This window comes from Streptomyces sp. NPDC088730, from assembly GCF_044751215.1.
Lineage (GTDB): Bacteria > Actinomycetota > Actinomycetes > Streptomycetales > Streptomycetaceae > Streptomyces.
The window spans coordinates 194280-218145 of the sequence record NZ_JBIVLK010000003.1 but is presented as its reverse complement, the minus strand read 5'-3'; the positions used below and the strand labels follow the sequence as shown (position 1 = coordinate 218145).

The following is a 23866-nucleotide window of genomic DNA, read 5'->3' as shown; positions in this document are numbered from 1 at the left end:
CGCGCCGGGCCCATGCACACGTTCATCTCTCCGCCGTACCTACCCGGCGGACCACCGCCCCGGCACGGTCCGCACAACCAAAGACCGCAGTCGGACAGCACAACCGGTCGCCGAGCCAGAAGGCCGACGTCCGCTCCAGGGAAGGACCCTTCGTGAGCGACACCACCGATCTGATGGGCGTGACTGCCGACAAGAGCGTCGACAGCGCCGCGCCCGCCGAAGGTGCTGCCACTGGCACCACCGCACGGCGCCGCCGCTCCGGCACCGGCCTTGACGGCATGGTCCTGGCCGAGCTGCAGCAGGTCGCGTCCGGCCTCGGCATCAAGGGCACTGCGCGGATGCGCAAGAGCCAGCTGATCGAGGTCATCAAGGAGGCCCAGGCCGGCGGCTCCGCCGCCGCCAAGGCCGCCGCCGCGGCCCCCGCGGAAGAGGCCGGCACCAAGCCGAAGCGCCGGGCCACCTCAAAGGCGCGCACCGGTGCCGAGGAGGCCCCCGCCGCCACTGCCGTCGTCGAGAAGACCGCGGACCAGCAGCAGATCGACATCCCCGGTCAGCCGGCCAGTGACGAGCAGCCCGCGGGCGAGCGCCGTCGTCGCCGTGCGACCGCTCAGGCGGGCAGCCCGGAGACCAAGGCGGACACCAAGGCGCAGGCCAAGGAGCGTACGCAGGACGAGCCGAAGCGCGAGGCAGCCGCCGAGGACCGTGCCGAGCCCAAGGCCGAGGCCGCCGCGGACAACGCGGAGGGCCGCAGGGGCGACCGCCAGGACCGTGGCCAGCGCGGCGAGCGTGGTGACCGCGGCGAGCGTGGTGACCGCGGTGACCGTCGCGAGCGCCAGCGCGACCGTCGCGGCAAGGGCGGCGACGAGCAGGGCGGCGGCCAGGGCGGCCAGCGCCAGCGCCAGGGCCAGGGGCAGAACCAGGGCCAGAACCAGGGCCAGCAGGGCGGCGGCGGACCGCAGGACGACTTCGACGACGAGGGCGGCCGTCGCGGGCGCCGCGGCCGTTACCGCGACCGCCGCGGCCGTCGTGGCCGCGACGACTTCGCCAGTGACGCACCGCCGGTCACCGACGACGACGTCCTGATCCCCGTCGCGGGCATCCTGGACATCCTCGACAACTACGCGTTCATCCGGACCTCCGGCTACCTGCCGGGCCCGAACGACGTGTACGTGTCGCTCGCCCAGGTCCGCAAGAACGGCCTGCGCAAGGGTGACCACGTCACCGGTGCGGTGCGCCAGCCCAAGGACGGCGAGCGCCGCGAGAAGTTCAACGCGCTGGTCCGCCTCGACACGGTCAACGGCATGGCGCCCGAAACCGGCCGCGGCCGCCCGGAGTTCCAGAAGCTGACGCCGCTCTACCCGCAGGACCGGCTCCGCCTGGAGACCGACTCCAACATCCTGACGACGCGGATCATCGACCTGGTCGCCCCCATCGGCAAGGGCCAGCGAGGCCTGATCGTGGCCCCGCCGAAGACCGGTAAGACCATGATCCTCCAGGCGATCGCCAACGCGATCACGGTCAACAGCCCGGAGTGCCACCTGATGGTCGTCCTGGTCGACGAGCGTCCGGAGGAAGTCACCGACATGCAGCGGTCGGTCAAGGGCGAGGTCATCTCCTCGACCTTCGACCGTCCCGCGGAGGACCACACCACCGTCGCCGAGCTGGCCATCGAGCGCGCCAAGCGTCTCGTCGAGCTGGGTCACGACGTGGTCGTCCTGCTGGACTCGATCACCCGTCTGGGCCGCGCGTACAACCTCGCCGCCCCGGCCTCCGGCCGCATCCTGTCCGGTGGTGTCGACTCGACCGCGCTGTACCCGCCGAAGCGCTTCTTCGGTGCCGCGCGCAACATCGAGGACGGCGGCTCGCTGACCATCCTGGCCACCGCGCTCGTCGAGACCGGCTCGCGCATGGACGAGGTGATCTTCGAGGAGTTCAAGGGCACCGGCAACATGGAGCTCAAGCTCGACCGCAAGCTCTCCGACAAGCGCATCTTCCCGGCGGTGGACGTCGACGCGTCCAGCACCCGTAAGGAAGAAATCCTGCTCGGCAGCGACGAGTTGGCGATTGTCTGGAAGCTGCGCCGGGTGCTCCACGCGCTGGACCAGCAGCAGGCGATCGAGCTCCTCCTGGACCGGATGAAGAAGACCCAGTCCAACGCGGAGTTCCTGCTCCAGATCCAGAAGACGACACCGGCCCCGGGCAACAACGACTAGTCGCAGCCGCCTGGCAGCCGTACCCAGGGCCGCCCCCGTCACTTCGGTGCCGGGGGCGGCCCTGTGCCGTAGGCCGATGCCCGCCGCGGCCGTGGCCGAGCCGAGACCTTCACCACACGGCCGGCGGCGGGAGCGCCCGCCCCGCGCCGCCTGTACCGGGCAGGAAACCGCAGGTGAACGCCGGGTCACCGGCTGCCCCCGGCCTCCGCCCGGCTCTCTCCCGCGGGCCCGGCGGCCACAGTGCGCTGTGCAACCCTTCTTGTCGCCGTGACGTCGTACCCGACAGGGACGACGCGGCACAGGACCCGCACACCGCAGCAGGGGGTAGCCGGGAGCAGCCGAGGGATCGAGGAGACGGATGACCGAGCAGAGCGGGAGCACAGGCCGAATACGGGCTACCGGCAAACGCCGGAGGAAGCCGTCCCGCCGCCGCAGGGCGACCGTCATAGCCGCGTGGAGCCTGGCCGGCCTGGTCGTCGTGGGCGGTGGCGGACTCGGTTACGCCTACTTCCAGCTCGACGGCAACCTCAAGGCCGTCGACATCAACAACGCCCTCGGCAAGAACCGCCCGCAGAACGTCGACAACGGCTCGGAGGACATCCTCGTCCTGGGTTCCGACTCCCGCTCCGGCGCGAACCAGCGGTACGGCGCCGACCAGGGCGGCGCCCGCTCCGACACCGCGATGGTCGTCCACGTCAACAAGGGCCACAAGAGCGCCAGCGTCGTCTCCATCCCCCGCGACACCCTCGTCAGCCGGCCCGAGTGCACGAGCGACGAGAACGGGGCGGACGTCGCGGGCGAGCAGCGCGCGATGTTCAACACGGCGTACGAGGTCGGCGGACCGGCCTGCGCGGTCAAGACCGTCGAGTCGATGTCCGGGATCCGGATGGACCACTACCTCGAAGTCGACTTCACCGGCTTCAAGAAGCTGATCGACAAGCTCGGCGGGGTCGAGATCACCACCAAGAAGGCGATCAACGACCCCAAGAGCCATCTGGACCTCCAGCCGGGCACCCACACCCTCGACGGCGAGGAGTCGCTCGGCCTGGTCCGCACCCGGCACAGCGTCGGCGACGGCAGCGACCTCGGCCGCATCCAGCTCCAGCAGGCGTTCATCAAGGCGCTGATGGTGCAGGCGAAGAGCGTCGGCGTCCTCGACGGGACCAAGCTGTACGGCCTCGCGGACACGGCGACCAAGGCCATCACGACCGACTCCGACCTCGGCTCGGTCAAGAAGCTCGCGGGCTTCGCCAATGGGCTCAAGGGCCTCGGCGCCCAGAACGTGCACATGGTGACCATGCCGGTCGAGTACGACCCGGCCGACCCGAACCGCGTCATACCGCAGGAGAAGGCCGGGCAGCAGGTGTGGACGGCGCTCCGGCACGACCGGCCGATCCCCGCCTCCGCCACCGAGAAGTCGGCGGGGGACAAGGGCGACGCGGGCGACATCGTGGGATGAGCCGGAGCACCCGGGAATAGTTCCGCGGCTACCCCGGTTTTGGGAGATACGGCCGGTCCTGGCAGACTGGTCCGTCGGCCCCGGTTCACGGACGCGCAATCCGCGCGTACGACCCGGCGCCCTCCCGAAACTAGGAGACACCCTTGAAGCGCGAGATCCACCCCCAGTACTTCGAGACCCAGGTCAGCTGCACCTGTGGCGCCTCGTTCACCACCCGGTCCACCCTGGACAGCGGCGCCATCCGTGCGGACGTCTGCTCCGAGTGCCACCCGTTCTACACGGGCAAGCAGAAGATCCTCGACACCGGTGGCCGTGTGGCCCGCTTCGAGGCCCGCTTCGGCAAGGCTGCCGGCTCCGCCAGCAAGTAGCGAGCCAACTGCGCCGGTTCTCGACGCCCCCTTCCCGGGGGCGTCGAGACCGGCGCTTTTTCCGGCCGGGACACGGCATCCCCGTGTCCCGCCCGGCAGGCATCCCGCCCGGCCGGCAGGCACGTCCAGCGAAGAAACCAGGAGCCCGAAGATGTTCGAGGCGGTCGAGGAACTGATCGGCGAACAGTCCGATCTTGAGAAGAAGCTCGCGGATCCCGCGGTCCACGCCGACCAGGCCAACGCGCGCAAGCTCAACAAGCGCTACGCCGAGCTGACCCCGATCGTCGCCACGTACCGCTCCTGGAAGCAGACCGGCGAGGACATCGAGACGGCCCGCGAGTTCGCCGCCGACGACCCCGACTTCGCCGCCGAGGTCAAGGACCTGGAGAAGGAGCGCGAGGAGCTCACCGAGAAGCTCCGCCTCCTGCTCGTCCCCCGTGACCCCAGCGACGACAAGGACGTGCTCCTGGAGATCAAGGCGGGCGCGGGCGGCGACGAGTCCGCCCTGTTCGCCGGCGATCTGCTGCGCATGTACCTGCGCTACGCCGAGCGGGTCGGCTGGAAGACCGAGATCATCGACTCCACCGAGTCCGAGCTCGGCGGCTACAAGGACGTCCAGGTCGCCGTGAAGACCAAGGGCGGCAACGGAGCCACCGAACCCGGCCAGGGCGTCTGGGCCCGGATGAAGTACGAGGGCGGCGTGCACCGTGTGCAGCGCGTGCCCTCCACCGAGTCCCAGGGCCGCATCCACACCTCCGCCGCCGGTGTCCTGGTGACCCCGGAGGCCGAGGAGGTCGACGTCGAGATCCACGCCAACGACCTGCGGATCGACGTCTACCGCTCCTCGGGGCCCGGCGGCCAGTCCGTCAACACGACGGACTCCGCCGTCCGCATCACGCACCTGCCCACCGGCGTCGTCGCCTCCTGCCAGAACGAGAAGAGCCAGCTCCAGAACAAGGAGCAGGCCATGCGCATCCTGCGCTCGCGGCTGCTGGCCGCCGCCCAGGAGGCCGCGGAGCAGGAAGCCTCCGACGTCCGCCGCAGCCAGGTGCGCACGGTCGACCGCTCCGAGAAGATCCGTACCTACAACTTCCCGGAAAACCGCATCTCGGACCACCGCGTCGGCTTCAAGGCGTACAACTTGGACCAGGTGCTCGACGGTGACCTGAACGCCGTGATCCAGGCGTGCGTCGACGCCGACTCCGCCGCGAAGCTCGCCGCCGCGTAAGCTCCACCACCCCGCACCGCTCGTGAACCTGTACGGAGAACCGCGATGAACCTGCTGCTCGCCGAGGTGGCCCAGGCCACCCAGCGGCTGGCCGACGCCGGTGTGCCTTCGCCGAGATTCGACGCGGAGGAACTCGCCGCGTTCGTGCACGGCGTCAAGCGGGGCGAGCTGCACAACGTGCCGGACACCGACTTCGACGCCCGCTACTGGGAGACCATCGCCCGGCGCGAGGCCCGCGAACCGCTCCAGCACATCACCGGACGTGCCTTCTTCCGCTATCTGGAGCTCCAGGTGGGGCCGGGCGTCTTCGTGCCGCGCCCCGAGACCGAATCGGTCGTCGGCTGGGCGATAGACGCCGTCCGCGCGATGGACGTGGTCGAGCCGCTGATCGTCGACCTGTGCACGGGCTCCGGCGCCATCGCCCTCGCCATGGCCCAGGAGGTGCCGCGCTCGCGCGTGCACGCCGTGGAGCTGTCCGAGGACGCCCTGAAATGGACCAGGAAGAACGCCGAGGACTCCAGGGTCACCGTGCACCGCGGAGACGCTCTGACGGCCCTTCCCGAGCTCGACGGACAGGTCGATCTGGTCATCTCCAACCCGCCGTACATCCCGCTCACCGAATGGGAGTACGTGGCGCCGGAGGCCCGCGACCACGATCCGCAGATGGCGCTCTTCTCCGGTGAGGACGGCCTCGACACCATCCGGGGCATCGAGCGCACCGCCCACCGGCTGCTGCGCCCCGGCGGCCTCGTCGTCATCGAGCACGCCGACACCCAGGGCGGCCAGGTGCCGTGGATCTTCACAGAGGAACGGGGCTGGGCCGACGCGGCCGATCACCCCGACCTGAACAACCGCCCCCGTTTCGCCACGGCCCGCAAGGCCATGCCGTGACCGGCGGACACCACCCGCACGACCCGTACCAGCCCTACCCGTACATGTTTGAGGAGGCCGGCTGATGGCACGGCGATACGACTGCAACGACGCGACCGACCGTACGACGGGTCTGCGCGAGGCCGCGTCCGCCGTCCGCCGCGGCGAACTGGTCGTGCTGCCCACCGATACGGTGTACGGGATCGGTGCGGACGCCTTCGGTTCCGAGGCGGTCGCCGACCTGCTGGACGCGAAGGGCCGCGGCCGCAACATGCCGACCCCCGTCCTGATCGGTTCGCCGAACACCCTGCACGGTCTGGTCACCGACTTCTCCGAGCAGGCCTGGGAGCTCGTCGACGCGTTCTGGCCCGGCGCCCTCACGCTCGTCGCCAAGCACCAGCCGTCCCTCCAGTGGGACCTCGGGGACACCCGCGGCACCGTCGCCATCCGGATGCCGCTGCACCCGGTCGCCATCGAGCTGCTCACCGAGGTCGGCCCGATGGCCGTCTCCAGCGCCAACCTCACCGGACACCCCTCGCCCGAGGACTGCGACGCCGCCCAGGAGATGCTCGGCGACTCCGTCTCCGTCTACCTCGACGGCGGCCCGACGCCGGGCATCGTCCCGTCCTCGATCGTCGACGTCACCGGCAAGGTGCCGGTCCTGCTGCGCGCCGGCGCGCTCTCCGCGGAGGAGCTGCGCAAGGTGGTACCCGACCTTGAGGTGGCCAATTGACCGCGCCTGAGGGGCGTGGCATAGCGGGGCAGACCGACACTTTCCGCATCCTCCACGTCAGCACCGGCAACGTCTGCCGCTCACCGATCACCGAGCGGCTGACCCGGCATGCCCTCGTGGACCGCCTCGGTGACCCGCTCCAGGGCGGCCTGATCGTGGAGAGTGCCGGCACCTGGGGGCACGAGGGCGCCCCGATGGAGGCCAACGCCGAGGTGGTCCTCGCGGACTTCGGCGCCGACGCCACCGGCTTCGTCGGCCGTGAGCTGCTGGACGAGCACGTGATCCGCGCCGACCTGGTGCTCACCGCCACCCGCGACCACCGGGCCCAGGTCATCTCGATGGGGCACTCGGCCGGGCTGCGGACCTTCACCCTCAAGGAGTTCACCCGGCTGGTCCGGGCGATAGACCACGCGACGCTGCCCGACGCCGAGGACGAGGGCGTCGTCGAGCGCGCCCGCGCGCTGGTGCGCGCCGCCGCCGCGCTGCGCGGCTGGCTGCTGGCCCCGACCGCGGAGGCCGACGAGGTGTACGACCCGTACGGCGCCCCGATCACGTTCTTCCGGTCCATCGGCGACGAGATCAACCAGGCCCTGGAGCCGGTCGTCACCGCGCTGACCGGCGTATCGACTCCGCGCTGACCGGCGTGGAGTCCGGCCCCCCTCCGGACGGGCGTACCGAGGGCCGTGACAGCGGGCAGCGGGCCCGTCCCGGGCCTACATTGGAGCTGACGTCAGCGCACTCCTCCCAGGCCCGGAGCCCCCGATGCCGGTCACCGCTTCCGCCGCACCACCGGCCACCCTGCCGCAGGACTTCGGCGCCCTGCTCCGGGAGGACCCCGAGATCGCGGACGTGCTGCTGGCGGAGCTGGGCCGGCAGTCCGGCACGCTCCAGCTGACCGCCGCGGAGAACTTCACCTCGCCCGCGGTCCTGGCCGCCCTGGGCTCGCCGCTCGCCAACAAGTACGCGGAGGGCTACCCAGGCAGGCGCCACCACGGCGGCTGCGAACAGGCGGACGCCGCCGAACGCATCGCCGTCCGCCGCGCCACGTCCCTCTTCGGCGCCGAGCACGCCAACGTCCAGCCGCACTCCGGCTCCTCCGCCGTCCTCGCGGCGTACGCGGCGCTGCTGCGCCCCGGCGACACGGTGCTCGCGATGGGACTCCCGTACGGCGGGCACCTCACCCACGGCTCACCGGCCAACTTCTCCGGCCGCTGGTTCGAGTTCATCGGCTACGGGGTGGACGCCGGGAGCGGCCTGATCGACTACGAGCAGGTCCGCACCCTGGCCCGCACCCACCGCCCCAAGGCGATCGTCAGCGGCTCCATCTCCTACCCGCGCCACCCGGACCACGAGAGGTTCCGCGAGATCGCCGACGAGGTGGGCGCCTACCTCATCGCCGACGCCGCGCACCCGATGGGGCTGATCGCCGGGGGAGCGGCGCCGAGCCCCGTCCCGTACGCGGACGTCGTCTGCGCCACCACGCACAAGGTGCTGCGCGGACCGCGCGGCGGCATGATCCTGTGCGGCGCGGAGCTGGCCGAGCGGATCGACCGGGCGGTCTTCCCCTTCACTCAGGGCGGCGCCCAGATGCACACGGTGGCCGCGAAGGCCGTCGCCTTCCACGAAGCGGGTACACCGGCCTTCGCCGCGTACGCCCATCGTGTGGTCTCCCACGCCCGGGTGCTCGCCGCCGGGCTGGCTGCCGAGGGCTTCGACGTCACCACCGGCGGCACGGACACCCACCTGATCGTCGCGGACCCGGCCCCGCTCGGCGTGGACGGCCGCACCGCCCGCACCCGGCTGGCCGCCGCCGGCCTGGTGCTGGACACCTGCGCGCTTCCCTACGGAGACGCCCGCGGCATCAGGCTCGGTACCGCGGCCGTCACCACCCAGGGCATGGACGAGGCCGCCATGGCCCGGCTCGCGGCGCTGTTCGGCGCCGCTGTACGCGAGGAGGGCGACGTCCTCGCGGACGTCCGGGAACTGGCGGCGAAATTCCCGCCGTACCCGGGGTGACATGGGACCTATGTCCTGAATGAGGGTGGCTCGTGCAACCATCGCGGGTAGCTCCGTGTCCTCAACCATGAGGCCGACATAGTTAAGGTGTGGGCTGAGATGGCCGGCGATAGTTGTGGGGCAGCCCGTGCGTGATTACCTGCTGACGCTCTGTGTCACGGCAGCGGTGACCTACCTGCTCACCGGCCCGGTGCGTAAGTTCGCCATCGCGATCGGGGCGATGCCCGCGATCCGGGCGCGCGACGTCCACCGCGAACCGACACCGAGGCTCGGCGGCATCGCGATGTTCGGCGGGCTGTGCGCCGGGCTGATCGTCGCCGATCACCTGGCCAACCTCGACAGCGTCTTCGACCTCTCCAGCGAACCCCGCGCGCTGCTCTCCGGGGCGGCCCTGATCTGGCTGATCGGCGTCCTGGACGACAAGTTCGAGATCGACGCCCTGATCAAGCTGGGCGGCCAGATGATCGCCGCGGCGGTCATGGTCCTCCAGGGCCTGACGATCCTGTGGCTGCCGATCCCCGGCGTCGGCACCGTCGCCCTCACCCAGTGGCAGGGCACGCTGCTCACGGTCGCCCTGGTCGTCATCACGATCAACGCGGTGAACTTCGTCGACGGGCTCGACGGCCTGGCGGCCGGCATGGTCCTCATCGCGTCGGCCGCGTTCTTCCTCTACACGTACCGGCTCTGGTACGGGCACATGATCGAGGCGGCCGCTCCGGCGACGCTCTTCACGGCGATCCTGATGGGCATGTGCCTGGGCTTCCTGCCGCACAACATGCATCCGGCGCGGATCTTCATGGGTGACTCCGGCTCGATGCTGATCGGCCTGGTGCTGGCCGCCGGCGCGATCTCGGTGACCGGTCAGGTCGACCCGGACACCATGAAGATCTTCGAGGGCAGCGAGCGGCAGGCGACCCACGCGATGCTGCCGGTCTTCATCCCGCTGCTGCTGCCGCTCACCATCATCGCGATCCCGGCGGCCGACCTGGTGCTGGCGATCGTGCGGCGCACCTGGAACGGCCAGTCGCCGTTCGCCGCCGACCGGGGGCACCTGCACCACCGGCTGCTGGAGATCGGCCACTCGCACAGCCGGTCCGTGCTGATCATGTACTTCTGGTCGGCCCTGATCGCGTTCGGCGCGGTCGGCTACTCCGTGCACTCGGCGTCCATGTGGATCGTCCTGGTGATCGTGGGGCTGAGCGCGCTCGGCCTGATCCTGCTCCTGATGCCGCGCTTCACCCCGCGTGCCCCGCTGTGGGCTCAGCGCATCGTGCCGCCGCGTTACCGGCGCCGGCGCCGGGTCGAGGGGGCAGGGGAGCCCACGGACGGGCCCGAGGGGCAACAGGGGCCGCTGCACGACCACATGGGCCGGGAGGGTGCCGAGCAGGCGCCGCAGGCTCCGATCGCTGCGGGAGTCTCCGGCGTCAACGGGGCGACCGCCATTGGCACCCGTTCGCGATTTTCTGACCGGCGCAAGGCCGATTCCACTCACCGATGATTCGGGCATCAATGGGCAATATCAGACAAGTGGTTGCGTTGTCTTGCTCACACGCGTTTGTTCACACTCATGTGTGACGGCAACCACACTTTCTTGGTAAAGACCTCATCAAATAGTTTGTGATACCGTTCACGAACCCGGTGACAGAGCCGAAGGACCTGAGTAGCGCGGTCCCTTGGCCCCGAGGCATCGACTCGGACCGGGCCTACGCTCGTCCATGACGACACACTGCCGACCCCCAGCAAGCGGAGCTGCCGCCATGCCGTCCAACGACGTCCGGACTCTCCTCCAGACCGCCGTACCCACCGCTGCCGCCGGCGCCGTTGCCGCCGCGATCAGCGCTGGCGTCGTCGGTGGCAAGGGAGCCCTGGGTGCGATCGTTGCGACGATCGTGGTCATCCTCTTCATGGGGATCGGGCTGATGGTCCTGCAGCGGACCGCCAGGTCCCTGCCCCACCTGTTCCAGGCGATGGGGCTGATGCTGTACACGGCTCAGTTGCTCTTGTTGTTCATTTTTGTCGCCGCATTCAAGAACACCACGATGTTCAACCCGAAGGCCTTCGCGATCACGCTGGTCGCGACGACTCTCGTGTGGATCGGCGCACAGGCGCGTGCGCACATGAAGGCCAAGATCCTCTACGTCGAGCCCGAGTCGGAGTCCGACAAGGGCAAGAAGCCCAAGAACACTGGGTCCAGGTCGTGAAGGGTAGGGGCGGGATAAGGGCGAGTTCAGGACCCTGCTATCGTCCGGTTCCAACTGCGGCACCGCGGGCGCGGGCATGTGAGCTGACGCCTGCTCGATCGCGAGGCTCATTGCCTGACTGCCGCTCACACATCCGAAACACCAGTCCAGTGCCGAACCGCGGCTGTGCGCCGCGCCGACACAACGAGGTTGCCGTACCTATGCGCCACGCTGAAGGAGCCCGCGGTGAGTGCTGACCCGACACAGGTGCTCGCCTTCGAGACCGATTGCCACATCTTTTCCGGCTGTGGTTTCGATGCACCTGGCTTGCATTCGTTCCTGTTCGAGCCTCTGTGGGGTGACGCGGACAGCAACCTGTACTTCAACAAGCCGATGCTGCTGGCCCTGCTCGGCTCGATCATCATCGTCGGTTTCTTCTGGGCGGCCTTCCGCAAGCCGAAGGTCGTCCCGGGCAAGCTGCAGATGGTCGCCGAGACGGGATACGACTTCATCCGCCGTGGCATCGTCTACGAGACGATCGGCAAGCGCGAGGGCGAGAAGTACGTCCCCCTCATCGTCTCGCTGTTCTTCTTCGTCTGGATGATGAACCTCTGGTCGATCATCCCGGTCGCTCAGTTCCCGGTGACGTCGATCATTGCGTACCCCGCGGTACTCGCAGCGATCGTCTACATCGTCTGGGTCAGCCTGACGTTCAAGCGGCATGGTTTCGTCGGCGCGTTCAAGAACTTCACGGGCTACGACAAGTCGCTGGGCGCGGTCGCGTATCTCGCGGCGTTCATCGAGCTGTTCTCGAACCTGCTCGTTCGTCCGTTCACTCACGCGGTGCGACTGTTCGCGAACATGTTCGCCGGGCACACGCTGCTGCTGCTCTTCACGATCGCCAGCTGGTACCTCCTGAACGGCATCGGTTTCGCCTACGCCGGCGTCTCGTTCGTGATGACGATCGTGATGACCGCGTTCGAGCTCTTCGTGCAGGCACTTCAGGCATACGTCTTCGTACTCCTGACCTGCACCTACATCCAGGGCGCGCTCGCAAAGAACCACTGAGTCCCGCTCGAACAATCCGTACTCGTCCGGTGGCCAACCCCCACCGGTTCTTGAAAGAGAAGGAAGAACTGGCATGTCCCAGACCCTTGCCGCTGTCACCGGCGACCTGAAGGCTCTCGGCTCCATCGGTTACGGCCTCGCGGCCATCGGCCCGGGCGTCGGCGTCGGCATCATCTTCGGTAACGGCACCCAGGCCCTCGCCCGTCAGCCCGAGGCTGCCGGTCTCATCCGTGCCAACCAGATCCTCGGCTTCGCCTTCTGTGAGGCACTCGCCCTCATCGGTCTGGTCATGCCGTTCGTCTACGGCTCCTGATCCACGGATCCAGACAAGCCCCCTAGACGAAAGGCAATGACGTGAGCCAGTTGCTTACGATCGCGGCTGAGACGGAAAACCCGCTCATCCCGCCGATCCCTGAGCTCGTCATCGGCCTCATCGCCTTTGTCATCGTTTTCGGCTTCCTCGCCAAGAAGCTCCTCCCGAACATCAACAAGGTTCTGGAAGAGCGTCGCGAGGCCATCGAAGGCGGTATCGAGAAGGCCGATGCGGCGCAGACCGAGGCCCAGAGCGTGCTTGAGCAGTACAAGGCTCAGCTCGCCGAAGCCCGCCACGAAGCCGCTCGTATGCGCCAGGAGGCGCAGGAGCAGGGCGCCGTGATCCTGCAGGAGATGCGGGCGGAAGGCCAGCGGCAGCGCGAGGAGATCGTCGCCGCCGGCCACGCCCAGATCGAGGCCGACCGCAAGGCGGCGGCGTCCGCGCTGCGTCAGGACGTGGGCAAGCTCGCCACCGACCTGGCCGGCAAGCTCGTCGGCGAGTCCCTTGAGGACCACGCCCGGCAGAGCGGCACCGTCGACCGTTTCCTCGACGAGCTCGAGGCGAAGGCCGAGGCCGTCCGATGAACGGCGCGAGCCGCGAAGCACTGGCTGCCGCGCGTGAGCGCCTCGACGCACTGACCGACAGCACGTCGGTCGACGCGGCGAAGCTCGCCGAGGACCTGGCCGGCGTCACGGCGCTGCTGCACCGCGAGGTGTCGCTGCGCCGGGTCCTGACCGACCCGGCCCAGGCCGGCGAGGCACGGGCCGAGCTGGCCGGGCGCCTGCTGCGCGGCCAGGTGGGCGGCGAAGCCGTCGATCTGGTCTCCGGCATGGTGCGCTCGCGCTGGTCGCAGTCCCGCGACCTGGTCGACTCGGTGGAGGAGCTGGCGAACACCGCTGACCTCACCGCCGCCCAGCGCAACGGAGACCTCGACGACGTCGAGGACGAGCTGTTCCGGTTCGGCCGGATCGTCGCCTCCGACCCGGCGCTGCGCGCCGCGCTCACCAGCCGGACCGCGACCACCGCCGCCAAGAGCGAGCTGCTGCGCAGCCTGCTCGGCGGCAAGGCGCGGCCCACGACCGAGCGCGTCATCGTGCGGCTTGTCACCCAGCCTCGGGGACGTAGCCTGGAAGAGGGACTCGACTCCCTCTCCAAGCTCGCCGCGGAGCGCCGTGACCGCATGGTCGCGATCGTCACCTCGGCAGTGCCGCTGAGCGATCGGCAGAAGCAGCGCCTCGGCGCCGCCCTGGCGAAGATCTACGGCCGGTCGATGCACCTGAACCTCGACGTGGACCCCGAGGTCCTCGGCGGAGTCACGGTGCGGGTCGGGGACGAGGTCCTCAACGGCACCATCGCGGAGCGTCTCGACGAGGCGACCCGGCGGATGGCCGGCTGACCCAGCCCGGCGCAGTAACAGAGACAGAGCAAGACCAGCGGCCCGGTTGGGCCGTGCAGAAATTGCAGAAGATTCCTGGGGGTCGGCCCCCAGACCCCCTTAAGAAACTTCGGGCCCAACAAGGAGAGCAGGGAACCCAGATGGCGGAGCTCACGATCCGGCCGGAGGAGATCCGGGATGCGCTGGAGAACTTTGTCCAGTCGTACAAGCCGGACGCGGCCTCGCGCGAGGAGGTCGGTACGGTCAGCGTTGCCGGCGACGGCATCGCGAAGGTGGAGGGCCTGCCCTCCGCCATGGCGAACGAGCTGCTGAAGTTCGAGGACGGCACCCTCGGTCTCGCCCTCAACCTTGAGGAGCGCGAGATCGGTGCGATCGTCCTCGGCGAGTTCAACGGGATCGAGGAGGGCCAGCCGGTGCAGCGCACCGGTGAGGTGCTCTCCGTCGGCGTCGGCGAGGGTTACCTCGGCCGCGTCGTCGACCCGCTCGGCAACCCGATCGACGGTCTCGGCGAGATCGCGACCGACGGTCGGCGCGCGCTTGAGCTGCAGGCCCCTGGCGTCATGGTCCGTAAGTCGGTGCACGAGCCGATGCAGACCGGCTACAAGGCCGTCGACGCCATGGTGCCGATCGGCCGTGGTCAGCGTCAGCTGATCATCGGTGACCGTCAGACGGGTAAGACCGCGCTGGCCGTCGACACGATCATCAACCAGCGTGACAACTGGCGCTCGGGCGACGTGAACAAGCAGGTGCGCTGCATCTACGTCGCCATCGGTCAGAAGGGCTCCACCATCGCCTCCGTGCGCGGTGCCCTCGAAGAGGCCGGCGCGCTCGAGTACACGACCATCGTCGCCGCCCCGGCGTCCGACCCGGCCGGCTTCAAGTACCTGGCGCCGTACACCGGATCGGCCATCGGCCAGCACTGGATGTACGCAGGCAAGCACGTCCTGATCATCTTCGACGACCTCTCGAAGCAGGCCGACGCGTACCGCGCCGTATCGCTCCTGCTGCGCCGTCCGCCGGGCCGCGAGGCCTACCCGGGCGACGTCTTCTACCTCCACTCGCGTCTGCTGGAGCGCTGCGCCAAGCTCTCCGACGAGATGGGTGCCGGTTCGATGACGGGCCTCCCGATCGTCGAGACCAAGGCGAACGACGTGTCGGCGTTCATTCCGACCAACGTCATCTCCATCACCGACGGCCAGTGCTTCCTGGAGTCCGACCTGTTCAACGCCGGCCAGCGTCCGGCCCTGAACGTCGGTATCTCGGTCTCGCGCGTCGGTGGCTCCGCCCAGCACAAGGCCATGAAGCAGGTTTCCGGCCGGCTCCGCGTGGACCTCGCCCAGTACCGCGAGCTGGAGGCGTTCGCCGCCTTCGGTTCCGACCTGGACGCGGCCTCGAAGGCCTCGCTGGAGCGCGGTAAGCGCATGGTCGAGCTGCTGAAGCAGCCGCAGTACGCCCCGATCCCGGTCGAGGAGCAGGTCGTCTCGGTCTGGGCCGGCACCACGGGCAAGATGGACGACGTCCCGGTCGAGGACATCCGCCGCTTCGAGAGCGAGCTGCTGGAGTACCTGCGCCGCGAGCGCAAGGAGCTCCTGACCAGCATCGTCGAGGGCGGCAAGATGTCCGACGACACGCTGCAGTCGATCGCCGACGCGGTCGCCGCCTTCAAGCAGCAGTTCGAGACCTCGGACGGCAAGCTTCTGGGCGAGGGCTGATAGATGGGCGCTCAGCTTCGCGTTTACAAGCGCCGCATCCGCTCCGTCACCGCCACGAAGAAGATCACCAAGGCGATGGAGATGATCGCCGCCTCGCGCATCGTCAAGGCGCAGCGCAAGGTGGCGGCCTCGATGCCGTATGCCACCGAGCTGAATCGTGCGGTCACCGCGGTGGCGACCGGCTCCACCACCAAGCACCCGCTGACCACCGAGGCCGAGACCCCGGCACGGGCCGCGATCCTGCTCGTCACGAGCGACCGCGGTCTGGCCGGCGGTTACTCCTCCAACGCCATCAAGGCCGCGGAGCAGCTGACCGAGCGGCTGCGCGGTGAGGGCAAGGAGGTCGACACGTATGTGATCGGCCGCAAGGGTGTCGCCTACTACAACTTCCGCGAGCGCAAGGTCACGGAGTCGTGGACCGGCTTCACCGACAGCCCGACGTACGCGGATGCGAAGCGGGCGGCCGCCCCGATGATCGAGGCGGTCACCAAGGAGACCGCCGAGGGCGGCGTGGACGAGCTGCACATCGTCTTCACCGAGTTCGTCTCGATGATGACGCAGAACCCGGTGGACAACCGGATGCTGCCGCTCAGTCTCGACCTCACGAAGGACGAGGACGGCAAGGGAGAGATCCTGCCGCTGTTCGACTTCGAGCCGTCGGCGGAGGACGTCCTGGACGCCCTGCTTCCGCGGTACGTCGAGAGCCGGATCTACAACGCGCTGTTGCAGGCCGCTGCTTCCGAGCACGCTGCCCGCCGCCGCGCGATGAAGTCGGCCACCGACAACGCCGGGGAGCTCGTCAAGAGCCTCTCCCGGCTTGCCAACGCGGCCCGCCAGGCCGAAATCACCCAGGAAATCAGCGAGATCGTCGGTGGTGCCAGTGCGCTGGCCGACGCGACCGCGGGGAGTGACAAGTAATGACGACCACAGTTGAGACGGCCGTTGCCACGGGCCGCGTCGCCCGGGTCATCGGCCCGGTCGTCGACGTGGAGTTCCCCGTCGACGCGATGCCGGAGATCTACAACGCGCTGACCGTCGAGGTGGCCGACCCGGCCGAGGACGGCAAGATCAAGGTCCTGACGCTTGAGGTCGCCCAGCACCTCGGCGACGGCGTGATCCGTGCCATCTCGATGCAGCCCACCGACGGTCTGGTCCGCCAGGCCCCGGTGACGGACACGGGCAACGGCATCACGGTGCCGGTCGGTGAGATGACCAAGGGCAAGGTGTTCAACACCCTCGGTCAGATCCTGAACAAGCCCGAGGCCGAGGCCGAGGTCACCGAGCGCTGGCCCATCCACCGCAAGGCCCCGGCCTTCGACCAGCTTGAGTCGAAGACCGAGATGTTCGAGACCGGCGTCAAGGTCATCGACCTTCTCACCCCGTACGTCAAGGGTGGAAAGATCGGTCTGTTCGGTGGTGCCGGTGTCGGCAAGACCGTTCTGATCCAGGAAATGATCTACCGCGTCGCCAACAACCACGACGGTGTGTCGGTGTTCGCGGGCGTCGGTGAGCGTACCCGTGAGGGCAACGACCTCATCGAGGAGATGGCCGAGTCCGGCGTCATCGACAAGACGGCGCTTGTCTTCGGTCAGATGGACGAGCCGCCGGGCACCCGTCTGCGGGTCGCGCTGGCCGGTCTGACCATGGCGGAGTACTTCCGCGATGTGATGAAGCAGGACGTGCTCTTCTTCATCGACAACATCTTCCGGTACACCCAGGCCGGCTCCGAGGTGTCCACCCTGCTCGGCCGTATGCCGTCCGCGGTGGGTTACCAGCCGAACCTGGCCGACGAGATGGGTCTCCTCCAGGAGCGCATCACGTCGACCCGTGGTCACTCGATCACCTCGATGCAGGCGATCTACGTCCCCGCGGACGACCTGACCGACCCGGCTCCGGCCACCACCTTCGCCCACCTCGACGCGACGACGGTTCTCTCCCGTCCGATCTCCGAGAAGGGCATCTACCCGGCCGTGGACCCGCTGGACTCCACGTCCCGGATCCTGGACCCCCGCTACATCGCGAAGGACCACTACGACACCGCCATGCGGGTCAAGGGAATCCTTCAGAAGTACAAGGACCTCCAGGACATCATCGCCATTCTCGGAATGGACGAGCTCGGCGAGGAGGACAAGCTCACCGTCTTCCGCGCCCGTCGCATCGAGCGCTTCCTGTCGCAGAACACCCACGTCGCCAAGCAGTTCACCGGCGTGGACGGTTCGGACGTTCCGCTCGACGAGTCGATCGCCGCGTTCAACGCGATCGCCGACGGTGAGTACGACCACTTCCCCGAGCAGGCGTTCTTCATGTGCGGTGGCATTGAGGACCTCAAGGCCAACGCCAAGGAGCTCGGCGTCTCCTGAGCCTCCGGCTCACCGAGGGGGACGGGCGCGTCCCGTCCCCCTCACCACGCCCCGTAGAATTGACCCAACACCCGGCATGACCGCCGGGTGGTGACCCGAGGAGCCACCCTTGGCTGCTGAGCTGCACGTCGAGCTGGTCGCGGCGGACCGTAGTGTCTGGTCCGGCGAGGCCTCCCTGGTCGTCGCGCGCACCACGTCCGGCGACATCGGCGTCATGCCCGGTCACCAGCCGCTTCTGGGTGTGCTGGAATCGGGCCCGGTGACGATCCGTACGAGCGATGGCTCCACTGTCATCGCCGCGGTGCACGGCGGTTTCATCTCGTTCGCGGACAACAAGCTCTCGCTGCTGGCGGAGATCGCCGAGCTGGCGGACGAGATCGATGTCGAGCGCGCGGAGCGTGCGCTGGAGCGTGCGAAGTCGGACACGGACGGCGCCGCCGAGCGTCGCGCCGATGTGCGACTGCGTGCGGTGGCGGTGCACTAGCCACCCCGCGAAACGTCTTTACCCTCAGCCGCGGCCCGAGCTGGAGACCTCTCCAGACCGTGTCGCGGCTGAGGCGATGCAGGTGCAGGTGAAGTTCGGGCGGTATCCGTTTACTCGACGACGCGAGGAGGTCGGTGGAGATGTTCCTCGCGCTGTGGGTGGGCGGGCTGGTCGTCGCACTGGTCGCGGTTGGTCTCTTCGTCTTCGGTCTGCGCCGGCGGCTGATTCAGCGCTCCGGCGGGACCTTCGACTGCAGCCTGCGCTGGAATGTGCCCGTGGAGCCCGATCTCTCGGGCAAGGGCTGGGTGTACGGGGTCGCCCGGTACAGCGGCGACAAGGTGAACTGGTTCCGGGTCTTCAGCTACTCCCCGCGTCCGCGCCGGGTGCTGGAGCGTTCCGCGATCGAGGTCGTCGCCCGCCGGATGCCGGAGGGCGAGGAGGAGCTCGCGCTCCTCTCCGACGCCATCGTGCTCGGCTGTCTCCACCGTGAGACCCGCCTGGAGCTGGCGATGAGCGAGGACGCGCTGACCGGTTTCCTCGCCTGGCTGGAGGCGGCACCGCCCGGCCAGCGAGTCAACGTGGCCTGAACAGGGGCCTCGCTCGAAGGGGGCACCTCCCGGACGAAGTCCGGGGGAGGGTGAACGTGGCCTGGACAGCGGCCTTGCCCGGACGAAGTCCGGGGAGGTGAACGTGGCGAGCGCCGCGCGTACGGAAACGAAAACCGGGGAGACAGGGGGCGGACCTGTCTCCCCGGTGCTTTTCGGGGTTACGCGGGATGCGGAGCGGCGGTGACTACTTGAGGCCGCTGTTCATCGCGCTCACGAGTTCACCGTTGCTGGTGTCCCCGCTGAACTCCCAGAAGAACGCGCCTCCCAGGCCCTGGTTCTTCGCCCAGGTCATCTTGGACGAGATGGTGGCCGGGGTGTCGTAGCTCCACCAGTTGGTGCCGCAGTGCGCGTAGGCGGTACCGGCGATGGTGCCGGTGGCGGGGCAGCTGTTCTTGAGGACCTTGTAGTCCTCGATGCCCGCCTCGTACGTGCCCGGGGCGGCGCCGGTGGCGGTGCCGCCGGGCGCGTCCTGGGTGACGCCGGTCCAGCCGCGGCCGTAGAAGCCGATGCCGAGCAGCAGCTTCGAGGCGGGGACGCCCTGGGCCTTCAGCTTGGCGATGGCCTCGGAGGAGCTGAAGCCGGCCTTCGGGATGCCGGTGTACGGGGTGAGCGGGGAGTGCGGAGCCGTCGGGCCCTTCGCGTCCCAGGCGCCGAAGAAGTCGTACGTCATCACGTTGTACCAGTTCAGCGACTGTGCGGCGCCCGCGTAGTCGGCGACGTCGATCTTGCCGCCCTCGGAGCCGTCGGCCGTGATGGCGGCGGTCACCAGGTTGTTGCTGCCGAACTTGGTGCGCAGCGCGGACGTGAGCGACTTCAGCGCGGCCGGGCCGCTGGTGTCACAGGTCAGACCACAGGCGTTGGGGTACTCCCAGTCGATGTCGATGCCGTCGAAGACATCGGCCCAGCGGGGGTCCTCCACCAGGTCGTAGCAGGACTGGGCGAACGCGGCGGGGTTCTGGGCCGCCTGGCCGAAGCCGCCGGACCAGGTCCAGCCGCCGAACGACCAGAGGATCTTGATGTTCGGGTACTTGGCCTTGAGCTTGCGGAGCTGGTTGAAGCTGCCGCGCAGCGGCTGGTCCCAGGTGTCCGCGACGCCGTCGACCGACTGGTCGGCGGTGTAGGCCTTGTCGTAGTCGGCGTAGGAGTCACCGATCGCACACTTGCCGCCGGTCACGTTGCCGAAGGCGTAGTTGATGTGGGTGATCTTCGCGGCCGAACCGGAGGTGTCCAGGTTCTTCACGTGGTAGTTGCGGCCGTAGACGCCCCACTCCGCGAAGTAGCCCAGGTTGACCTTGTCGCCGGTGCCCGGGGTGCCGGGGTCGGTGCCGCCGCCGGTGGTGTGCACCTTGACCGCGCCGCTGGCCGGACCGGTCTGGTCGGCGGTGTCGCGGGCCCGCACGGTGTACGAGTAGTCGGTGCCGGCGGTGAGACCGGTGTTGGTGTACGTGGTGCCGGTGACCGTGGCGACGACCGCGCCGTCCCGCAGGACGTCGTAGTTCTTGATGCCGTGGTCGTCGGTGGCCGCGCTCCAGCTCAGCTTCGCGGACGTGTTGGTGATGGCGCTGGCGGTGGGGGTGCCGGGCGCGGAGGGGGCGTTGTCGCCGGGCACGCTGCCGCCGTCGCAGGAGGCGCCGTTCAGCTTGCAGTTGGTGGCGGCGCCGGAACCGGAGCCGGTGCCGTTGAAGCCGAAGGAGACGCTGGCGCCCGGCGCGACCGTGCCGTTCCAGCCGAGGTTCTTGGCGGTCCAGTGGTTTCCGGAGCTGGTGACGGTGGCGTCCCAGGCGGAACCGACACCGGTGCCGGCCGGGAAGTCCCATTCGATGGTCCAGGAGCTGAGGGCGGTGGTGCCGGTGTTCTTCACCGTCCACTGGCCCTCGAAGCCGTTGCCCCAGTCGGACTTCTTCACGTAGGTGGCGGTCGCCGAGGTGGCTGCCTGGGCCGGGGAGGCCATGCCGACCATCGCGGCGAGCGGGAGGAGCAGTGCGGTGAGGCCCGCGACGGCTCTTGATCTGGTGGCTTTCCCGGCCCCGAGTCTGAATCGGGTCCGGCGGGGGGTCTCAGTGCTCAACGGTGCTCCTGGGGTGAGGTCCGGACAAACGGGGATGGTCCGTCGACTGCAAACCCTGCGCCGCCCTGAGTACGCTTTGTCATGTCGTACTCACCGCAGTGTGTTCGGTGAGATTAAGAAGGTCTGGACCAATCGTCAAGAGGTCTGGACCAAAGAACGGGGTCCCGCCGGAGTAAACCTCAGATGCCCAACTCCTGTGCCAGCACCGCCGCCTGGACCCGACTGCGCAGCCCCAGCTTCCCCAGCACCCTGCTGACGTGCGTCTTCACCGTCGCCTCCGCCATCGACAGCCGCACCGCGACCTCCGCGTTCGACAACCCCTCGCCGAGGCAGCCCAGCACCTCGCGCTCGCGCCGGGTGAGGGAATCCAGCACCGCCCGGTCCACGGTGTCCGGCGGCGCGGCGGTGGCACCCGCGAACTCCGCGATCAGCCGGCGCGTCACCCCCGGGGCGATCATGCCCTCGCCCCGCGCCACGGTGCGGACCGCTTCGAGCAGACCCTGCGCCTCGGTGTCCTTCAGCAGGAAGCCCGACGCCCCGGCCCGCAGCGCGCCGAAGACGTACTCGTCCAGGTCGAAGGTCGTCAGCACCAGCACATCCGCCAGCCCCTCCGAGACCACCTGGCGCGTCGCGGACACCCCGTCGAGTCTGGGCATCTGGAGGTCCATCAACACCAGATCGGGGCGCAGTTCACGGGCCAGCCGCACCGCCGCCTCCCCGTCGCCGGCCTCCCCGACGACCTCGATGTCCGGCGCGCTGCCCAGGATGAGCACCAGCCCCGCACGCACCGCCGACTGGTCCTCGGCCACCAGAACCCGGATGCTCATGCCCTCACGCTTCCTTCCCCGACGGGCAGTTCGGCCCGCACACGCCAGATCTCCGTCCCGTTCCCGGTGGACACCGGGCCCGCCTCGAACTCCCCGCCGAGCAGCGCCACCCGCTCCCGCATCCCGGTCAGCCCGGCCCCGGCGCCGGGCGCGCGCGGACCGGGCCGGCTCCCGAGGACGCTGGTGACCTCCACCGTCAGCAGCCGCCCCGGCTGGCCCAGCCGGACCGTGACCGGCCCCGGCCCGGCGTGCTTGAGCGCGTTCGTGAGGGACTCCTGCACGATCCGGTACGCGGCCAGCTCGACCGGCGCGGGCAGGGGACCGGTTCCGCTGCGGGAGTCCTCCAGCACGCACGTCAGCCCGCTGGAGGCGGCGTTCGTACGGTGCTGCTCGATCAGGGCGTCCAGCGAGCCGAGCGTGGGCGAGGCGCTGGGTCCGGGATCCGCCGCGCCGGTGCGCAGCAGCCCGATCAGGCGGCGCATTTCGGCCAGACCGTCGACGCTGTTCTCCCGGATGACGCCCAGGGCGTTCCGGGACGTCTCCGGATCGTCGATGGAGAGCGCGGCGGTGGAGTGGATGGCGATCGCGGAGAGGTGGTTGGCCACCATGTCGTGCAGCTCGCGCGCCATCCGGGTGCGCTCCGCGGTCACCGCCTGCGCCCGGTCCATCTCGGCCAGCAGAGCCGTCTGATCGGCGCGCAGCCGCTCGGTCTCGGCGGCGTCGCGGTGGTTGCGGACACTGACTCCGGTGAGCGCGGGCACGAACGAGACCAGTCCGGTGACGATGCCGATGAGCAGGGCCTCTGCGCTGCGGAACCAGGCCAGGAAGCCGACCGTGACGGTGACCGTGATCAGCAGGGTGGTCACCGGGATGCGCCGGGCGGCCGCCGGGCTGCCGTAGAGCACGGCGGCGTACATGACGTCGGTGTACAGCAGCACGGTCGCCAGGTTCCCGGCCGTGAACTGGTCCATGACCAGTGCCAGGGTGCCGATGACCAGGGCGGTCTGCGGCGCGCTCCGGCGCAGCAGTGCCAGCGACGCCATCACGGCGAGCGGGACCAGCTCGATCCCGGGGGCGTCCAGGGGGCGGTCGTTCTGCATGTGCAGGCCGAGCAGCCACAGCACCAGACCGCCGAGCAGGCCGGTGACCGCGATGAGGATGTCGTCGCGGTGGGGGCGGGAATGGATGAGCACCCTTCCATCCAACACGGCGGGCCGCCGGTGGACGTCCGTACGGGGAGTGAGCCGCGAGTACATCGAAGTATGCAGCGGCGGTTCGTCACTCCGGGCGACGACCGGGGGCGCCGGGGCGGGGACGCTGGAGGGGAGAGAAAGGAGCGGGACCGTGATCGTCACACTGATCGTTCTCTGCGAGATCGCCTTCTGGGTGCTGCTGGCCGGGGGACTCACGCTGCGGTACGTGGCGAAGAAGCCGCGGCTCGGTGCCGCGGTACTGCTGTGCGAGCCGCTGCTGGAGGTGATCCTGCTGGTGGTGACGGCCGTCGACCTGAAGAACGGTGCCGTTCCGGACTGGAAGCACGGGCTGGCCGCCGTGTACATCGGCTTCACGGTGGGTCTCGGCCACTCCACGATCCGCTGGGTCGACGCCCGCGTCGCCCACCGCTTCGCGGGCGGACCGCCACCGGTGAAGCCGCCGAAGTACGGGATGGCGCGGGCGGTGCACGAGTGGCGGGTGGCCGGGCGGTGGACGCTGGCCGCCGTGACGGCGCTGGCGCTGCTCCAGGGGGCGGTCTGGTACGTGGGAGGAGACGGGGACGTGGCGTCGCTGCGGTCCTGGCAGCAGACGATGCTGTTCGTGATCGGGATCAACCTGGTGATCGCGGCGAGCTACACGGTGTTCCCGAAGCGGGGCCCCGGTCGGGAGCAGGAGCAGGAGCAGGAGCGGGAGCAGCAGCAGGAGCGGGAGCAGGACACGAAGAAGGTGTCGGGCCCGCCCGGATGAG

At 69.3% G+C, this 23866-nt stretch carries 23 protein-coding genes; 20 read left to right on the top strand and 3 right to left on the bottom strand.

Annotation, left to right across the window (positions count from 1 at the left end):
• Positions 1–152 precede the first annotated feature (152 nt).
• From rho to ACIP89_RS12850, 19 genes are all read left to right on the top strand, one after another.
• Positions 153–2213, top strand: coding sequence for a transcription termination factor Rho (rho, locus tag ACIP89_RS12940; RefSeq protein ID WP_402114807.1), 2061 nt, complete (start codon positions 153–155; stop codon positions 2211–2213).
• A gap of 358 nt (positions 2214–2571) precedes the next feature.
• On the top strand, positions 2572–3672 hold the full coding sequence (locus ACIP89_RS12935; RefSeq protein ID WP_401920412.1) for an LCP family protein: 1101 nt from the start codon (positions 2572–2574) through the stop codon (positions 3670–3672).
• Between the two features lie 143 nt (positions 3673–3815).
• Entirely contained in the window at positions 3816–4040 is a 225-nt protein-coding gene (gene rpmE / locus ACIP89_RS12930; RefSeq protein ID WP_024490824.1) for a 50S ribosomal protein L31, read from the top strand.
• A 151-nt stretch (positions 4041–4191) separates the two neighbouring features.
• Positions 4192–5268: a peptide chain release factor 1 gene (gene prfA, locus ACIP89_RS12925; protein ID WP_073736888.1), complete on the top strand. Its 1077-nt coding sequence runs from the start codon at positions 4192–4194 to the stop codon at positions 5266–5268.
• A 45-nt stretch (positions 5269–5313) separates the two neighbouring features.
• A complete protein-coding gene (gene prmC / locus ACIP89_RS12920; protein WP_073736887.1) occupies positions 5314–6159 on the top strand; it encodes a peptide chain release factor N(5)-glutamine methyltransferase in 846 nt (281 codons plus the stop codon).
• A gap of 64 nt (positions 6160–6223) precedes the next feature.
• The gene (locus ACIP89_RS12915) at positions 6224–6871 is read left to right on the top strand and encodes an L-threonylcarbamoyladenylate synthase (protein ID WP_024490827.1); all 648 of its coding nucleotides are present in this window, start codon (positions 6224–6226) and stop codon (positions 6869–6871) included.
• A complete protein-coding gene (locus ACIP89_RS12910; protein WP_123523518.1) occupies positions 6868–7509 on the top strand; it encodes a protein-tyrosine-phosphatase in 642 nt (213 codons plus the stop codon). Before ACIP89_RS12915 ends, ACIP89_RS12910 begins: the two co-directional genes overlap by 4 nt.
• Positions 7510–7633: 124 nt before the next feature.
• Complete coding sequence (gene glyA, locus ACIP89_RS12905; RefSeq protein WP_371776102.1) at positions 7634–8887, top strand: serine hydroxymethyltransferase; 1254 nt, start codon at positions 7634–7636, stop codon at positions 8885–8887.
• 115 nt (positions 8888–9002) lie between these two features.
• The gene (locus tag ACIP89_RS12900) at positions 9003–10385 is read left to right on the top strand and encodes an MraY family glycosyltransferase (protein ID WP_402114804.1); all 1383 of its coding nucleotides are present in this window, start codon (positions 9003–9005) and stop codon (positions 10383–10385) included.
• Positions 10386–10644: 259 nt separating this feature from the next.
• The gene (locus tag ACIP89_RS12895) at positions 10645–11088 is read left to right on the top strand and encodes a hypothetical protein (RefSeq protein WP_402114802.1); all 444 of its coding nucleotides are present in this window, start codon (positions 10645–10647) and stop codon (positions 11086–11088) included.
• Between the two features lie 210 nt (positions 11089–11298).
• The gene (gene atpB, locus ACIP89_RS12890; RefSeq protein WP_327340722.1) at positions 11299–12135 is read left to right on the top strand and encodes a F0F1 ATP synthase subunit A; all 837 of its coding nucleotides are present in this window, start codon (positions 11299–11301) and stop codon (positions 12133–12135) included.
• Positions 12136–12208: 73 nt separating this feature from the next.
• Positions 12209–12448: an ATP synthase subunit C gene (locus ACIP89_RS12885; protein WP_005311859.1), complete on the top strand. Its 240-nt coding sequence runs from the start codon at positions 12209–12211 to the stop codon at positions 12446–12448.
• 41 nt (positions 12449–12489) lie between these two features.
• Positions 12490–13032, top strand: coding sequence for a F0F1 ATP synthase subunit B (locus ACIP89_RS12880; RefSeq protein WP_402114799.1), 543 nt, complete (start codon positions 12490–12492; stop codon positions 13030–13032).
• A complete protein-coding gene (locus ACIP89_RS12875; RefSeq protein WP_401920396.1) occupies positions 13029–13844 on the top strand; it encodes a F0F1 ATP synthase subunit delta in 816 nt (271 codons plus the stop codon). The genes ACIP89_RS12880 and ACIP89_RS12875 overlap by 4 nt, the downstream gene beginning before the upstream one ends.
• A 140-nt stretch (positions 13845–13984) precedes the next feature.
• Positions 13985–15556, top strand: a complete 1572-nt coding sequence (atpA, locus tag ACIP89_RS12870) for a F0F1 ATP synthase subunit alpha (protein WP_401920393.1) — start codon at positions 13985–13987, stop codon at positions 15554–15556.
• 3 nt (positions 15557–15559) lie between these two features.
• Entirely contained in the window at positions 15560–16474 is a 915-nt protein-coding gene (locus tag ACIP89_RS12865; RefSeq protein WP_401920391.1) for a F0F1 ATP synthase subunit gamma, read from the top strand.
• Positions 16474–17916: a F0F1 ATP synthase subunit beta gene (gene atpD / locus ACIP89_RS12860; RefSeq protein WP_401920389.1), complete on the top strand. Its 1443-nt coding sequence runs from the start codon at positions 16474–16476 to the stop codon at positions 17914–17916. The genes ACIP89_RS12865 and atpD overlap by 1 nt, the downstream gene beginning before the upstream one ends.
• A 109-nt stretch (positions 17917–18025) precedes the next feature.
• Positions 18026–18400 carry a F0F1 ATP synthase subunit epsilon gene (locus ACIP89_RS12855; protein WP_401920387.1) on the top strand — a complete coding sequence of 125 codons (375 nt, stop codon included), beginning with the start codon at positions 18026–18028 and terminating at the stop codon, positions 18398–18400.
• A 140-nt stretch (positions 18401–18540) separates the two neighbouring features.
• Positions 18541–18987, top strand: coding sequence for a DUF2550 domain-containing protein (locus tag ACIP89_RS12850; protein WP_037777657.1), 447 nt, complete (start codon positions 18541–18543; stop codon positions 18985–18987).
• Between the two features lie 205 nt (positions 18988–19192).
• Here ACIP89_RS12850 and ACIP89_RS12845 read toward each other — a convergent pair whose 3' ends face one another.
• The 3 genes from ACIP89_RS12845 to ACIP89_RS12835 form a co-directional block, all read right to left on the bottom strand.
• Positions 19193–21076 carry a glycosyl hydrolase family 18 protein gene (locus ACIP89_RS12845; RefSeq protein ID WP_401927937.1) on the bottom strand — a complete coding sequence of 628 codons (1884 nt, stop codon included), beginning with the start codon at positions 21074–21076 and terminating at the stop codon, positions 19193–19195.
• Between the two features lie 179 nt (positions 21077–21255).
• The gene (locus ACIP89_RS12840) at positions 21256–21903 is read right to left on the bottom strand and encodes a response regulator (protein ID WP_401920383.1); all 648 of its coding nucleotides are present in this window, start codon (positions 21901–21903) and stop codon (positions 21256–21258) included.
• Entirely contained in the window at positions 21900–23096 is a 1197-nt protein-coding gene (locus ACIP89_RS12835) for a sensor histidine kinase (RefSeq protein WP_402114797.1), read from the bottom strand. The genes ACIP89_RS12840 and ACIP89_RS12835 overlap by 4 nt, the downstream gene beginning before the upstream one ends.
• Positions 23097–23247: 151 nt before the next feature.
• On the opposite strand from ACIP89_RS12835, the gene ACIP89_RS12830 reads away from it, so the two are divergent.
• Positions 23248–23865 (top strand): hypothetical protein, encoded by a 618-nt coding sequence (locus tag ACIP89_RS12830; protein WP_402114795.1) that lies wholly within the window; start codon positions 23248–23250, stop codon positions 23863–23865.
• The last annotated feature ends 1 nt before the right edge of the window (position 23866 follow it).

Coding starts and splice junctions, on each gene's coding strand:
- atpD (WP_401920389.1), top strand. CDS start 16,474: ATGACGACCACAGTTGAGACGGCCGTTGCCACGGGCCGCGTCGCCCGG.
- prmC (WP_073736887.1), top strand. CDS start 5,314: ATGAACCTGCTGCTCGCCGAGGTGGCCCAGGCCACCCAGCGGCTGGCC.
- atpA (WP_401920393.1), top strand. CDS start 13,985: ATGGCGGAGCTCACGATCCGGCCGGAGGAGATCCGGGATGCGCTGGAG.
- prfA (WP_073736888.1), top strand. CDS start 4,192: ATGTTCGAGGCGGTCGAGGAACTGATCGGCGAACAGTCCGATCTTGAG.
- ACIP89_RS12850 (WP_037777657.1), top strand. CDS start 18,541: ATGTTCCTCGCGCTGTGGGTGGGCGGGCTGGTCGTCGCACTGGTCGCG.
- ACIP89_RS12885 (WP_005311859.1), top strand. CDS start 12,209: ATGTCCCAGACCCTTGCCGCTGTCACCGGCGACCTGAAGGCTCTCGGC.
- ACIP89_RS12895 (WP_402114802.1), top strand. CDS start 10,645: ATGCCGTCCAACGACGTCCGGACTCTCCTCCAGACCGCCGTACCCACC.
- ACIP89_RS12840 (WP_401920383.1), bottom strand. CDS start 21,903: ATGAGCATCCGGGTTCTGGTGGCCGAGGACCAGTCGGCGGTGCGTGCG.
- ACIP89_RS12875 (WP_401920396.1), top strand. CDS start 13,029: ATGAACGGCGCGAGCCGCGAAGCACTGGCTGCCGCGCGTGAGCGCCTC.
- glyA (WP_371776102.1), top strand. CDS start 7,634: ATGCCGGTCACCGCTTCCGCCGCACCACCGGCCACCCTGCCGCAGGAC.
- ACIP89_RS12935 (WP_401920412.1), top strand. CDS start 2,572: ATGACCGAGCAGAGCGGGAGCACAGGCCGAATACGGGCTACCGGCAAA.
- ACIP89_RS12915 (WP_024490827.1), top strand. CDS start 6,224: ATGGCACGGCGATACGACTGCAACGACGCGACCGACCGTACGACGGGT.
- ACIP89_RS12865 (WP_401920391.1), top strand. CDS start 15,560: ATGGGCGCTCAGCTTCGCGTTTACAAGCGCCGCATCCGCTCCGTCACC.